Origin of the sequence: Pontibacter rugosus, from assembly GCF_042678745.1 — a bacterium.
Lineage (GTDB): Bacteria > Bacteroidota > Bacteroidia > Cytophagales > Hymenobacteraceae > Pontibacter > Pontibacter rugosus.
The window spans coordinates 1-15,063 of record NZ_JBHTLD010000127.1; the positions used below are offsets into that span (position 1 = coordinate 1).

Genomic DNA, 15,063 nt, shown 5'->3' on the forward strand with positions numbered 1-15,063 from the left:
ATTTTAGAAGCCTCCGCGGTACTTATAAGTCATGGCTACTTTATCGATTGCCACGATGTAAGCGGCAATACGCATCGGTACGTTATATTTTTGTGAAGCTGCATAAACACGCTCAAAAGCCTCTGTCATAATGCGCTCAGCACGTGTGTTTACACGGTCCAGCGTCCACTTGAAGCCCATACGGTTCTGCACCCACTCAAAGTATGATACGGTAACACCACCAGAGTTAGCTAAGATATCTGGCACTACCATGATACCTTTTTCGTTGATGATATTATCTGCCTTATATGACGTTGGGCCGTTAGCACCTTCTACAATCAGGCGCGCCTGGATTTTGTCTACGTTGTGGATAGTGATAACATCCTCTACAGCAGCAGGCACCAACACATCTACTTTAGAAGTAAGCAGCTCGTCCGGATCCATTCCTTCAGCGCCTTTATAGCCTTCTAAGCGGCCATTGTGCGCGTTTTTATACTCAATGGCTTCTTCTATATCGATACCGTTATCGTTCCAGTAAGCACCGCTCACATCACTGATACCTAATATCTTAACGCCACGCTCTGCCATAAGTTTAGCAGCCCAGGCACCTACGTTACCAAAACCTTGTATAACAGCAGTAGATTTGCTCGGGTCCATGCCTAGTTTCTCCATAGCTGCCATGGCAGATACCATTACGCCACGGCCAGTAGCCTCTACACGGCCTAGTGAGCCACCCAGCACAAGGGGTTTACCTGTAACTACGGCATGTTCAGTAGAACCTCTGGTTTTAGAGTATTCGTCCATCAACCAGGCCATTTCACGTGGGCCTGTACCCATATCCGGGGCAGGTATATCACGGTCAGGGCCAAAAATATCGATTAATGAGTTTGTGTAAGCTCTCGTTAAACGCTCTATCTCACCGGCAGACATAGAATACGGATCGCAGATAATACCCCCTTTGGCACCGCCATATGGAATATCAACCACGGCGCATTTCCAGGTCATCCAGGCAGCGAGTGCCTTCACCTCATCCAGAAACACATCCGGAGCATAGCGGATACCGCCTTTAGATGGGCCCAGAATGTTGGAGTGCATCACGCGGAAGCCTTCGAATACACGCACCTTGCCATCATCCATGGTTACAGGCACGTTCACAATTACCTGACGGGTTGGAGACTTCAGCACGTTGTACGTTTCTTCATCAAGTCCCAGCACCTCAGCAGCAATATTGAAGCGCGACATCATCGACTCGAAAGGATTCTCTTTGTCCTTGATCGGTGCAGGCTCTTTGTATAACATCATTCTACTCTTAATTTAAGTGAGTATTTAATTAGTGAGTAATCAATCAGTGGGGCAAAGTTGAGAATTATACTTGCAACCTCCTACGCGCAGGCTACAAAATTTTTCTAGAAGATCTCCAGAAAAGCTACTATAAAAGGAATGGCCATTAACAAACTATCGAAGCGATCCAGAATACCTCCGTGGCCAGGCAGCAGTGTACCTGAGTCCTTTACCCCAAGGCTGCGTTTCAACATGGACTCGGCAAGATCTCCGAGCACACCAAACACAGCTACCAATACGGCCATACCCACCCATTGGTATACTTCCAGGTCAATAAAAAATTGTGACATGACATAACCTACAAGTATGGCAAGCACGGTACCGCCAATCCAGCCCTCCCAGGTTTTGCCCGGTGAGATACGCTCAAACAGTTTATGTTTCCCAAAGTTTTTTCCTGCGATATAAGCTCCCGTGTCCGCTGCCCAGATCAGCAGCATCAGGCCAAGTATAGGTTGCCAACTGTACTCGCCATGCAGGTAACCCAGCAGGTGCAGCAGCGCAAAAGGCCCGGCCACATACACAACACCCATAATAGTGAAGGCGACGTTGGTAAAAGGTTGTGGTTTTTTGCGGTACATCTCCACAATAAAGACCAGGAACAGCAGCGGAAGCGACAGATAGAGCAACTCATACGGCATTATTTGCTTCTGCACCAGAAACACAGAAGCAAAAAGCACCCCGCCCACAAGCAAGCCCAGGGGTTTATTCGGTCGCATACCCTGCACCCCTACCAAGGTATAAAATTCATGTATACCCAGCAGCGTAAGCCCCAGAAACAGCAGAAAGTATGTCCACTCGCCATAGTAGATGCCACCGACGAAAACCACGGCGCCCAGCACCCCTACTATAATGCGTTGACTTAAATTGCTGAGTGAGGACAGTTTCTTGCTCATGTACAGGTGTTGTGCCGGCAGCGCGGCAATGGGTGTAAAGTGTGGAGTTAATATATGTTACTTATTGCAAGTGCTCTGCTTTTACTCCGTCACCTACAGTTTGCTGGCGCAGCGGAAGCTTGCTAAAGCGTTGGTACAAAAAGTAGATGATGGCGACACTCACCACTACCGATAAGGCGACAGTATACCAGGGCATCGCCTCCGTACTTTCAATATCGGCCTCAATGGTACGCGTCTGCTGCAAGTATAGCATAAAAACTGTAAAGCCATTATTTACAAAGTGCGCCACAATCGGAACAATCATGCGGCCTGACCAAAAGTATAAATAACCGAACAAGGCACCAAGTATAGCCCGTGGTAAAAAGCCAAAGAACTGCACATGTATGGCAGCGAAGATGATTCCTGTTACCCAGATGGCTACATGCATGTTCCCGAACCAGCGGAAAAGCTGCCGTTGTGTGATGCCCCGAAAGACCAGCTCTTCTCCTACCGCAGGAATGGCTGCAAATACAAGCAGCCCCACCAGCAGCTGTGGCACCGTTTCAAAGCGGGTAATTAGCTTCGTGAGCTCCGCCAGTTGATCTTCCTGTGCCCGGGCCCATTCTTCAAAGCCGCTCATAAAGTCTGGGAAGTCGAGGCTGGCGTTCCAATTGATGATAACCGAGTTGGCCGGCATAATGAAAATTATCAGCAGACCACTTAGCAAAATCAAAAGCCACGAAGGAAAAACTTTCCAGTTCAGATAATCCTCTATCTTAAAGTTCAGGGATCGCAGCAACAGCAAAGGAGCTAAGATAAACGCAAAGAACTGCAGCACGCCCTGCAACATCAGCATTAAAGCCGGGCCTTGTGGGTGGGCGGCAGGGTTGGTAGCCACACTGGCTAACTTAAATATGCTGATTCCGAAGACCGGGGTTGCCAGCAGGCTTATCACTGTCATGGCCACAAAATAGCCGCCTGACATGAATACCAGCAGCAGCAACAGCACCATAGTAGGATGCAGATCTTTGGAGATGAAACCTTTCATACAGATAATTAGGTTTTATTGACGTAAATTTACGGGAAATTATAGATTTTGCTTTGGTAAAGATTGCTAACATAGAGTTGGGAGAGTTTCCGTTGCTGCTTGCCCCGATGGAGGACGTAAGTGATCCTCCGTTCCGCAAGGTATGCAAGGCCAACGGTGCTGATCTCATGTACACGGAGTTTATCTCCTCTGAGGGTTTGATACGTGATGCCGCTAAAAGTGTGCAGAAACTCGACATTTTTGACTACGAACGCCCAATCGGTATTCAGATTTTTGGCTCTGACATAGATTCTATGCGCGAGGCAGCCATTGTTTCATCACAAGCTGGCCCAGACCTGATCGACATCAACTATGGCTGCCCCGTTAAGAATGTGGCTTGCAAAGGTGCTGGTGCCGCCTTGCTGCGCGACATCCCCAAGATGGTGAAGATGACAGAGGAAATCGTGAAGGCCACACACCTGCCCGTAACGGTAAAAACGCGCCTCGGCTGGGACGAGAGCACCAAGTATATCGTAGAGACGGCGGAACGGCTTCAGGATATTGGCATACAGGCGCTGAGTATACATGGCCGCACACGTGTTCAGATGTACAAAGGCGAAGCCGACTGGAGTTTGATTGCTGAGGTAAAAAATAACCCGCGTATGAAGATCCCGATCTTCGGAAACGGCGATATTGACTCTCCGCAAAAGGCTTTAGAGTACAGAAACAGGTATGGCGTAGACGGCATCATGATCGGGCGTGCCAGCATTGGCTATCCATGGATTTTCAACGAGATAAAGCACTACATGAAGACAGGAGAAGTGCTGCCAGGGCCAACTTTGGAAGAACGGGTGGAAGTATGCCGCCAGCACTTTACACACTCTTTAGAGTGGAAGGGTGATAAGCTGGGTATTTTTGAGATGCGCCGTCATTACACCAACTACTTCCGCGGGTTGCCACATTTTAAGCCACTGCGCATGCGCCTGGTACAGTCTGAAGATATTCAGGAAATTTACGACACGCTGGAAGAGATTACCCAGACAATGAGCTATGCTGGAGAGTTAGAAAGCTAACAAGTATGAATTAGACAGAGTATGTTTGCAGAAGCTGCTGTGGTTTATACTTAACCTAACACTGGTGCAGGCGTCCGCTTGTGCCTTGCGCCAGCAAAACAATCTCCATACTTAATTAAGCCATACTTTCTGATTTCAGCTTAGGAGGAGCAGCCATAAATTAAACCTCCGATAATGCTGGCACAATTGTTCGCTTGTGCCAGCGCCAGTCATGGATAAACACTTCCTACAACCCTCTAACTTCACCATTATTAAAACTGCCACCACACCGCCGCAAGAGCAAACGTCACAAAGCACTTTAGCCTGGGTTCTGATCATCGTGCTCACCTTTATCTGGGGCACTTCTTTTATTCTGATGAAAAAGGGACTTGTGGTGTTTTCATCGGGCGAGGTGGGTGCCTTGCGCATGGTGATTGCCTCTGTATCGCTGCTGCCTTTCGCGCTAAGGCACCTGCGTGCGGTGGAGCCCCGACGCTGGAAGTTTTTGGCTGGAACCGGCATGCTGGGCAACTTTATACCTGCCTTTCTTTTCGCTTATGCCGAAACCCGTTTGGCAAGCGGCCTGGCAGGCGTATTAAATTCGCTCACAGCCTTATTTACCCTTTTAGTAGGCGCTGCATTTTTCAGCCAGAAAATAACTTGGATGCGCATGTTGGGTATACTTATCGGTATACTTGGAACGGCTATACTTATCTTTTCCGGCAACGGCAGTGCTGACCTGGACAATAAATATTATGGCCTCTATATTATAGTTGCTACCATCTGCTACGGCGGCAGCGTGAACATCATCAAGCATAAGTTAACGGGCATCAAACCCCTTGTGCTGTCTAGTCTGGCCCTGCTTACCGTAGGCCCTCTTGCTTTAGCCTACCTCCTCTCAACAGACTTTATTTACAAGCTACAGCATGTGCCCGGTGCCTGGGAGGCTTTTTCATACATTGCCATACTTGCCGTGGTTGGCACTGCCATCGCCCTTGTCCTTTTCAACAGGCTCATTCATATTTCCACAACACTCTTTGCCAGCTCTACCACCTATCTTATTCCTATTGTAGCCCTTATGTGGGGCGTGCTGGATGGAGAAACAATACAGCTTTGGCACTACCTTGGGATGTTGGTAATTCTTGCTGGTGTTTTTATCGTCAACAGAGCTAAATAAATCAACTCTTCAGCTTACGATTAGGTAAAGTCCTTTTAGGAGGCTCTGCGCGATTATATCTTAAGGCTGGACTGGACGTATCTCTTTTCATGTGCCACGATAGGCAGCATTTCTATGTTTCCCATTTCTTTCATACCTTAGAGAGTTTACAAATCCGTCGACACCCTAAATGAAGCGATATAAGCCCCTCCTAAGCCTTTTGCTACTGCTATTTGTGGCAGTGCAGGCCATTGCCCAAAATGCAGTTCCCACAGACGCTATACAAGAACTACAACTACAAGCTGTTAACGATACAGCCTTTACCCTCCGCACTACCAACGAAGCCGGAAACCTGGTAAAGTACGACGGCCAGTTGCCGCTTCGCATAAATGGAGAGCTACAGCAAGTTACTTTTGCAGCGGGCGAAGCAGGTTTTTCCTTGCCCAAACCGGCCGATCTGGTGCAGGTAAGTGCTAACATGGGTACACATACTATTGCCCGCCTCTTTAAACTTGATGTTGACGAAAAATCAGGCGTACGGGAATTCCCGATGTGGCTTTCTATACTTCCGCCACTTATTGCCATTGTGCTGGCGCTTATTTTCAGGGAGGTGCTGCTGGCTCTGTTTGCTGGTATCTGGGTAGGAGGCTTTGTAATTTATGGGCTGTCTTTTAAATCTGTTTTTACGGGATTGCTTGCTGTAGGAGACACTTACCTAATGGAGGCACTTACAGACAGCGACCATGTTTCTGTAGTGATATTCTCCATGTTGATTGGTGGCATGGTGGCGATTATCTCAAAAAACGGAGGAATGGCCGGCGTTGTAAGCCTGTTGTCGCGTTACGCCAGGTCAGCTAAGAGCTCGCAGGTGGTAACATGGGTGTTAGGAGTGGCTATCTTTTTTGATGATTATGCCAACACGCTGATTGTAGGCAATACAATGCGCCCTGTAACAGACGGGCATCGCGTGTCCCGCGAAAAGCTAGCTTATATAGTAGACAGCACTGCAGCCCCTGTAGCTGCAATAGCGTTTGTAACCACATGGGTAGGCGCTGAGTTAGGATATATAAAAGATGCCGCCACCACACTAGGAATCGAAGAGGGAGCCTACTCGCTGTTCTTCCACTCCTTAGAATACGCTTATTATCCTGTACTGACTCTGGTATTCATGCTGATGCTGATCCTGATGAACAGGGATTTTGGCCTGATGCACAAAGCCGAGACGAGGGCTCGCACCACCGGCGCTGTCACCTCCGCCAGCCTGGACCGTAAAGGGGAAGCCAGACAACAGCAGGAGATGGCCGAGTTTGAACCTGTGGATGCATCACGTACGCGTGCCGTGAATGCCTTACTGCCAGTTGTAGCTGTAATTGTGGGCACTGTAATAGGTTTGCTTTATACTGGCTATAACCCAGATGTTTGGGCTGATACCTCGCTTGGTTTCCTGCGCAAATTATCTATCACCATAGGTGATTCTAATTCTTACGTGGCGCTTATCTGGGCCTCTTTATCTGGAGTTTTGATTGCTGTGGCGCTAACTGTTAGCCAGCGCATCATGAGCCTGACTGAAACCATGGAATCATTAGTTGTTGGTTTTAAGACAATGCTGCCTGCCATACTTATACTAGTGCTTGCCTGGTCGTTGGCGGCGGTAACGCAGGAGCTTTATACTGCTGAATATCTGACCTCGCTGTTCTCTGGCAACATATCACCACAGTTTTTGCCAGAAATCACCTTCTTCCTGGCAGCTATCATTGCCTTCTCTACCGGCTCCAGCTGGGGCACCATGGCTATACTTTACCCGCTGATGCTACCAGCTGCCTGGTACGTGTGTCAGCAGCAAGGTTTTACTCTGGAGGAAACCATGCCTATTATTTATAATGTGATTTCAGTTGTATTAGCTGGCTCTGTATTCGGCGACCACTGCTCTCCGATCTCTGACACTACTATTCTGAGCTCTCTTGCCTCTGGCTGTAACCACATCGACCATGTGAAGACGCAACTGCCTTATGCCATTACTGTTGCGTTAGTGGCGAACCTTGTTTGCACAAACCTATCGAGCTGGGGCGTACACTGGCTGTTGGTATACCTGATCGGAGCCGCCATACTGTGGGGATGCATCAGGCTGCTCGGTAAAAAGGTCGAAGTTGCACCTCAAACTTAAATCTGATTAGCTTTAACCACATCAAGTATAAAAACAGCGGGGCTCCCTTTTAAGGGAGCCCCGCTGTTTTTATACTTGATGGACCCTATTCGTGCAACAGCTTCACGCGCTGCACCTGCCCATTCACCTCAACTGTAAGGATATAAACCCCTTTTCTATTGATCGCCTCTGTATTTAAACTGATATGGCTGGTTCCATTTGCAATGCTTTCCTCTTTGGCTAACACTACCTTACCTACCACATCATAAAGCATGATTTTAACTGTACCTGCTCTCTCAGCATAAAGCGCCAGGTCTATCTTATCATTGAAAGGGTTAGGATAGGCCTTAACCATCGGAACTGCCACTGCTCCAGTGAATTCAACTACTCTTGGTCCATATATTTTAGTACGACCATCATAGTCAGCCTGCACAAGCCTATAGTAACGGATAGTAGTCTTGCCCGCTTCTTGGTCGGTAAAACTATACTCCTGCTTTACCTGAGAATTACTATTCTTGCTTTCTACAAAACCTAGTGCCCTATAAACGTAACCATCCTGCGACACCTCGACATGGAAGCCCCTGCTGCTCTGCTCTGAAGCAGTTGTCCATTTGATTACTGCGTTAGCACCATGTCTTACTGCCGTAAAAGACGTAAGTTCTACCGGTAATGGAGCATATTGGCCGCCTAATGTAACAGTACTAAATTTATTAAAAGCCATTACAGCCACAGTGTTTCCAGAAGCATTTCTAATGGTATTCTCCACAGGCATCAACTGCCACTCATCCACACCATTATCGGATCTATAGAAGACAAGCTCTGCCTCTGCAAGAGAATTCAGCTCATGTTCAAAGTAATTGATAGTGACAACAGCATCAAGAGTTCCGTTGTTCATGCCTGGTTCTACAGCAAATGTACGCGCAATACTTTCATTCGTGATACCTACAGGCTTTCCTGTTACGCGTGTTACTTTTGTCTGGCCTGCTGGCACCGCAGGCTTTATAGTAAGGCCAAGGCCACCGAAGCTCTGCTCTACACCAGCAGCCACCTCACGGGTTGTCTCTACACTTCCTGTCACAAAAGCCGTCTCTGTTTCTGATATCGCCCCTTCAGTAGCTCCCAAAACAATTTTGTGATTGCCTGTACGGATCTCACCGGCTGTTAAAGCGAGTTGTTTTGCTACAGTGGCATTGCCTGCCATTGTTTTAATTCCAGCAGCAGACGACTTCAGGTTTATATAATTTAGTGCAGGTATATTCTGGTTTCTGGCCCCGTTAAAATCTATTGTTGTTTCGTTTGCAGTAAGGTCTGCCACAGCAGCACCCTCTTTTATAAACTCAGCAGATACCCCAGTTGTGCCAGCGAAAAGCTTGCTCCCTCCATTGCTTAGTTTCAGGTTATAGTAGTTGGCTGGTAATACATCCTGCCTATCTGCACCATTGTAGTTAACTGTTACACCACTGCCTGCAGCACTTATACCTGCACTACCAGCCAAGCGCAGCACTTTAGATACCCCTACTGTTCCTGGTGAAAGTACTTTTACTCCGTTATTGCTAAGTATCAGGTTATGGTAATTAACAGCAGCCACAGCCTGCGAAGCACCTCCATTGAACTCTACTGTATCCGGAGTAACTACACTTGTGATGGCATCGACAACAAAATTACCTGCTATTTTCACAGCGCCAGGCTCAAAAACTTTAGTACCCAAATTCTTTAGCTCCAGGTGCCCATACTGCACATCTTTAACTGCTTGGTCTGCTCCGTAAAACACAACAGTACTAGCTGGCTCTAACATATATGACGCGAATTCAGGAAGACTATTTACACCACCTGCTCTAAGTACTGCACCATCCCGCACACTTAGGCTTGAGCTTATAGAGCTAGAAAGCGAGGTGATCGATTTAGTTGCAACATCAAGAATGCCATTTTCAACAATCAGATTGTTCAAACTATCTATGTTGGCTATTAGTGTTACAGTAGCACCTGTTTTAGCAATCCTTACTGACGCCATACGCACTGCTCCACTTGCTGCTTGCAATACCGATGGTTGACTTCCTTCAAAGCTTACCTGCCCATCGGCCTGTAACGCTATACCATTATGTGTAAAGTCTCCCAGCACCACAATACCTTTGCTCAGGATGACTTTTGCATTTTGTTTGATGATGAAGTTCTTAAACCTGCTTGTACCCGCACCACTTATAGTTGCAACTTTTGCACCTGTAGAGCCATCTGTTCCACCTGTGCCTGCGTTCTCAGAGGTAAACGTAAAGCTTGCCCCGTCTCCCGATAAGTAACCATTGTTCGTGAAGTTGCCCCCTATTGTATAAGCTTTATCTGCACCTCCTTTAAAGATTGCGTCTGCTTCTATTTTAAGATTACCTGTTATGTTCCAGCCTGTGCCTGTAATACCATTTGGATCAGAGTTAGAAACAGTAACGTTTTTAAATGCGGCAGGCGTTGTACCTTCGAAATTAATAGGTTTGCTACCGCCAAATCTCACCTCCCCAGTGCTGGTAAATGCAGTAGGCGTAGTACCAAAACCAAATGGATAACTCTCCAGAGCCGCTGCCTGAGAGTGTGGCGGCTTGAAGTCTATCACACCTGAGCTTGTAAATATACCCTCATTCTTAAATGGACCCAACAAAGTATGCGTTAAGCTTCCCCCATTGAATGTTGCACCTGGTTTTACATGAAAAAGTCCTGCTACTGCCCAATCAACGCTAGCCGTTACACCAGCTGTATTGTTTATGATCAGGTTACCAAAGGCTGGAGGAGCCGTAGAGTTAAGCACTGGTGATACTGAACCATCAAATATTACGGTTGGCGGCATCTGTGTAGACGGAAGGATAGGTGCTAAAAATTGCACGTTCTGCACTCGGTTACCCACTAGCGTCCAGTTACCACTTCCTTTCAGGATGCCTTGATTTTTAAGATCTCCTGCTACAGATATGTTATATAACCCTAAATCCATGTGTCCGTTGTCCAGGTAATTTGTATCGTCTACATCGCCATTACCTACAATGTCTGCATCACCATTAAGTGTAAGGTGATTGTTAATTTTATAAACAGCACCTGGCTGCACGACAAGGTTATTTAAGATTATTGCTGAAGCTCCTCCTATAGTTTTGACAGCACCGTCAGTAGAAGCTAACACCAAGGTTCCTTTTGGCGTAAGTGGCGCTGTATATGCGCCCGGAGAGAAACTGCCATTATTCACCATGTCTCCACTAAGCGTAACCGTTTGTTCATTGGCATTTAACGAAGCATCACTTCCGATAGATAGCGTACCTGCTACAGAAGTAGCTCCTGTTAATCTTTTGGCAACTGTACCGCCGTTCACGACTTGCAGGTTACCATACTTTACTGCAGCGATATTTTGAGCAATTGCACCATCATATTTTACTGTACTGGCTTGGTCTAGTAGCACATTGTTATAATTCGACGGAAAGTTTGAACCACTAAGTGCAAGTGCAGCAGTGCTACCCACAACTAGTTTACCTCCAGCAGCACTTCTGTTGATTGTACTTGTACCCAAGTTCACTAAACCACTCTGAAGCGTCAGGTCGCTATTTACTATTATGTTGCCTGTAACAGACAAAGTTGAAGCGATATCGCCCAGGCTAATTATAAGGTTATTGAATGCTAGTGCAGAACTTGCATTTAGCATGCTTCCTTTCAGAGTTATGGTGCTACTTCTTGGTTCAAAAACGCCTCCATTCTTCGTCCAATTACCTTGCACCGCAATTGTTGAACTACCCACTTCTATTAAGCCACCATTCTGCACAAGGTCTTTTTCAAGGATATAGTCTCCACCAGGAATTGATAGTATACCGCTGTTTACTGTTAATACTCCACCAACTCTGCCTTCAGTGGCAGTTAAGAGTGTCGCTACACCTGCAGATTTATTTATCACCAGGTTGTTGTAGTATACTATCCCAATTATTTGAGAGCCTCCTCCTTCGTAAGTAAAGGTGCCTGTCTCTTTGGCAAAAGCCAGCAAATCTGCATTCAGGAAGCTTCCTTTCAATTTAAAGTTACCGCTTCCGAGTCTTATCACACTATTACCTGAGTGGTCTAGATCTCCGGCTACAGTTACTGTTCCAGCATCTATATTTATGCTCAAGCTATTCCCAACACTACCATCATTCAGAATCATGTCACCTCCTACTCCCAATGTTCCGGATGCAACGTTTACTGTATGCAGCACCGGAGCCTCTGCTACAGCAGCAGGCCCAGCAGCCGTCAGGTTACCTCTAACAGCCAGAGAGCTACCAGTACCTAACGTTAATGTTATAGCCGTTGCTCCTTTAAAGCGCAGACCTTTAACCTCTACTTCCGAGTTTATAAGCGGTTGATCAACAACTGCAGCGTCTCCTAATTCTGCAATGTCTGTAGCTGTTGGTGCGGAACCGGCACTTACAGGTGTGCCGTTGGTAATGTCCTGCCAGTTGCTGGCTAGCTCCCATGATGTACTTGTCGCTCCTGTCCAGCTATAGATACTGCTGGTAGCAGAAAGCGTCCATACTCCTGTTACATCAGTTAAAGCAACTTGGCTTACCCAGTTTAATGTAACATCGTTATCATCTTTACCCTCAGAAACCCAAGTGCTATTTACGCGCCTATAAAGCTTTAACTGATCTTCTGGGTTACCGTTCAATTCTGCGTCAGTGTACTGCAGCTGCAGCATTGCACCGCTGTAAGAACCAGCAGGAATGGCAACAGTATATGTACCGTTGATAGCCGCGCCTGCAGGGAAATTCGCTACAGCAGTAGGATTTACAGTAACTGATATCTCCGTTATACCTGAAGCTGTTCCAAAGAGCAGCTGTGTGTATGGCCCATTAAACGCGTAGGCTGTGTTAGCATTGAAAGGATGTACCCTTCTTATTGTGCCTCTAACCCATCCACTACCTGTTCTATTATGAAGCACATTTACTTTATTAGGCCCTGTTATCAGCACCCCATTTACCAGGTTAAGCAAATTTGCGGTTATATCAGCATCTTGCGTAGCTGTGTTACTGGCTGCAGTTTTATTTATAGTTAAGGTATTAAAGGTTGTTACTCCCTTGACAAAAGTATCTGCGCCTCCAGCAAGTGTAATGGTGCCATTGTTATGGGTAAACACACCTCTATTAACCCAATCGCCTTTGATTATATGTGCATGTGTGCCTGCGCTGAAATTAGATCCTGCATCGATCAGAAGGTTACCGTTTACCACGATAGCTCCACCTGCCGATTTTGCACCGCTGTTTATAAAGGAGATGTTATGATAAGTTAAGCCAGGAGCAGCCTGTGTTCCTGTTCCATTGAAGGCAACAGTGTTAGGAGCGTTAGTACCTGCGTCGAAAGCCGAACCACCAGCAACAGTTAAGGCTCCTGCAACACCCATTCTTGCATTTGCCGCCATTCTCAGGCTTACGCCAGTTACAGCTACATCAAATAAATCGTGGCTACCATTAAAAGTAGATGTACCGGAGAAGTTAGCGACACCAGCGGTGGCAGTCAATTTGCCCGCACCACTTAAGTCAGAATTAACTTTGAAGGATGTTGCAGTACCTATTGTTCCATTTACCCTAAGGCCAAAAAATGCAAGAGAACCAAGGCTAGATATAGTTTTACCTGCTCCTGTCATGTTTAAGGTACCAGCAGTTGCAGTAAATGACTTTCCTGTATTTACTGTCAGGTTTTCCCTTACCTCAAAGGTTGCACTGGTACCTATAACACCATCTATAGTTATGTTTTGCAGCGTTATACCTGTGCCACTAATTGTTTTGGAGGTTCCGGACATAGTTAAAGTCCCTCCGTTTACCTGCGAGAGTGTACCAGAACCTGACGTAATTAAATTCCCGGCAAGCAGCACACTTGGCGCTGTTATACTTATACCAGCCCCAGAGATGCTAAGGTTGTTAAAAGCTGCTGCACCTGCGGCTGTTCTGCTTATTGTTTTGCCCGCAGCATTCATCAACACAGTACTATTACCTCCTAAGAAAGAAGCATTGTTTACCCAATTGCCCCCAATGGTATGTGTGAAATTACCAGTTGCACCGCCGTTGAATACAGCTGACTCGCTGATTTCTACGTCTCCGTTCACATTCAAGGCTCCTCTGGCCTCAAAAGATGTAGAGCCAGCTGACAGTAGCTTGCCAGCTATTGTCATGGTGGAGGCAGGCATAGTTTTAATGTTTGTGCCGCTTAGGGTGAGATTTCCATATAACTCATTAGCTACTAGCTGATTCGCTCCATAGTAACCTACAGTACTGGTTGAGGCAATATTTCGTGTAGCATATCCTGCCGGAAAAGTGCCTGTGCCTCCAATTCTTATCATAGCACCACCAGACAGGGTAAGTGTACCACCAGCAACAGCTCCGGTGCCCGCTCTGTTTAGCGTGTATGGCCCCAAGTCGAGCACAGCTGAAAGCACCCTTAATTCAGTACCAGCATGTGGCGCATACACCTGTGTATTGCCTGCAAGCGTCTTTGTGCCGCTTCCACTTATCTGTAGAATGCCATAGTCTCCTGTGTTTGCTATTGTTTGATTACCATTTGCAGTGTAGTCAAACACGCTGTTCACATAGTATGTGGTTGGCCAAAGGCCGAAGTTATCTGCATAAGTTGGAGCTTTCACTTTGAGAGTAGCACCAGGCCCTAGTATAAACCCTTCACTTGGAGTTGCAGTAAAAGACACCTTGTTTAACCCCGGATCTAATACACCCGACACCTCAAATTTTGATAGTTGTGTACCTAGGGGCTTTATAGTCAAAGCAGAAGTAAGTGTGATGCTACCACTTATGGTTACGCTGTTAAAGGTGTTAGCCGCGTTCCCCCCTACTGTTTTACCCGCCCCAAAGAATGTAATGGTCGGATAATATGTTGTTTTTCCGTTCTTAACAGTATATGTTTCCTCCCTATAAGCACCGCTGTTACTCCAGCTCCCTCCGATGCGAACATCAGCTCCTCTGGACCTAATAGACCCACCACCGTAAATGACAACATCATTTAGAACTTCAAAGCTGTAAGTATCTATGAAGAGTTCAACTGTTCTGCTTTGCCCAAGCACAAGAGAGTACCAACCCACATAGTTAGAAGTTTCTAAAATAGCAGGAGAAAAGGGTCCAGACATACTGGCATCACCAATTATGACTGCTGTGTTTGCATCAGGCACAAAGTTGCCTCTCCAGTTTCTGGAGTCTGTCCAGTTTGTACTGTATCTTCCGTCCCAATAAGCAGTTCTGGTTTGAGCTAATACTACATTGCTCAGTAGGCTTAATGCAAAAAGCATTAAAAATAACTTCACCGTACGTGAAGTTATAAAAGGTAAAGGTACTCTCATACGCGTAAACTATTAATCAACTCACATTCAATATATTACACTCCAGTCACGCAATCATACTCAGCCTTCACAAAAGCCTGCCCTATTTTGGCGTGTCACTATCAGTTCTGATTTTATAAATTCCTATCTTCTTGTATGTTTTTTCCCAACAGCGCCATTTAAA

Annotated in this window: 7 protein-coding genes; 3 read left to right on the forward strand and 4 right to left on the reverse strand. The window is 46.4% G+C overall.

The window, feature by feature from the left end; all coding sequences use genetic code 11:
- Positions 1-3: 3 nt before the first annotated feature.
- The 3 genes from ACFQ2O_RS13660 to ACFQ2O_RS13670 form a co-directional block, all read right to left on the reverse strand.
- Positions 4-1,278, reverse strand: coding sequence for a Glu/Leu/Phe/Val family dehydrogenase (locus tag ACFQ2O_RS13660; protein WP_377528551.1), 1,275 nt, complete (start codon positions 1,276-1,278; stop codon positions 4-6).
- Positions 1,279-1,385: 107 nt separating this feature from the next.
- Positions 1,386-2,213 (reverse strand): phosphatidate cytidylyltransferase, encoded by an 828-nt coding sequence (locus ACFQ2O_RS13665; protein WP_377528539.1) that lies wholly within the window; start codon positions 2,211-2,213, stop codon positions 1,386-1,388.
- A 61-nt stretch (positions 2,214-2,274) separates the two neighbouring features.
- Positions 2,275-3,240, reverse strand: a complete 966-nt coding sequence (locus tag ACFQ2O_RS13670; protein WP_377528541.1) for a CPBP family intramembrane glutamic endopeptidase — start codon at positions 3,238-3,240, stop codon at positions 2,275-2,277.
- Positions 3,241-3,293: 53 nt separating this feature from the next.
- Here ACFQ2O_RS13670 and dusB point away from each other — a divergent pair, with 53 nt between their 5' ends.
- The 3 genes from dusB (at position 3,294) to ACFQ2O_RS13685 (ending at position 7,591) form a co-directional block, all read left to right on the forward strand.
- Entirely contained in the window at positions 3,294-4,292 is a 999-nt protein-coding gene (gene dusB / locus ACFQ2O_RS13675) for a tRNA dihydrouridine synthase DusB (RefSeq protein ID WP_377528543.1), read from the forward strand.
- A 211-nt stretch (positions 4,293-4,503) separates the two neighbouring features.
- Positions 4,504-5,448: a DMT family transporter gene (locus ACFQ2O_RS13680; RefSeq protein WP_377528545.1), complete on the forward strand. Its 945-nt coding sequence runs from the start codon at positions 4,504-4,506 to the stop codon at positions 5,446-5,448.
- 169 nt (positions 5,449-5,617) lie between these two features.
- Positions 5,618-7,591, forward strand: coding sequence for a Na+/H+ antiporter NhaC family protein (locus tag ACFQ2O_RS13685; protein ID WP_377528547.1), 1,974 nt, complete (start codon positions 5,618-5,620; stop codon positions 7,589-7,591).
- Positions 7,592-7,676: 85 nt separating this feature from the next.
- Here ACFQ2O_RS13685 and ACFQ2O_RS13690 read toward each other — a convergent pair whose 3' ends face one another.
- Positions 7,677-14,864 carry a T9SS type A sorting domain-containing protein gene (locus ACFQ2O_RS13690; protein ID WP_377528549.1) on the reverse strand — a complete coding sequence of 2,396 codons (7,188 nt, stop codon included), beginning with the start codon at positions 14,862-14,864 and terminating at the stop codon, positions 7,677-7,679.
- Between the last annotated feature and the right edge of the window lie 199 nt (positions 14,865-15,063).

Excerpts from the sequence above, each read along its gene's own strand:
- ACFQ2O_RS13660 (WP_377528551.1), bottom strand. The coding sequence starts at position 1,278 with ATGTTATACAAAGAGCCTGCACCGATCAAGGACAAAGAGAATCCTTTC.
- ACFQ2O_RS13665 (WP_377528539.1), bottom strand. The coding sequence starts at position 2,213 with ATGAGCAAGAAACTGTCCTCACTCAGCAATTTAAGTCAACGCATTATA.
- ACFQ2O_RS13670 (WP_377528541.1), bottom strand. The coding sequence starts at position 3,240 with ATGAAAGGTTTCATCTCCAAAGATCTGCATCCTACTATGGTGCTGTTG.
- ACFQ2O_RS13680 (WP_377528545.1), top strand. The coding sequence starts at position 4,504 with ATGGATAAACACTTCCTACAACCCTCTAACTTCACCATTATTAAAACT.
- ACFQ2O_RS13685 (WP_377528547.1), top strand. The coding sequence starts at position 5,618 with ATGAAGCGATATAAGCCCCTCCTAAGCCTTTTGCTACTGCTATTTGTG.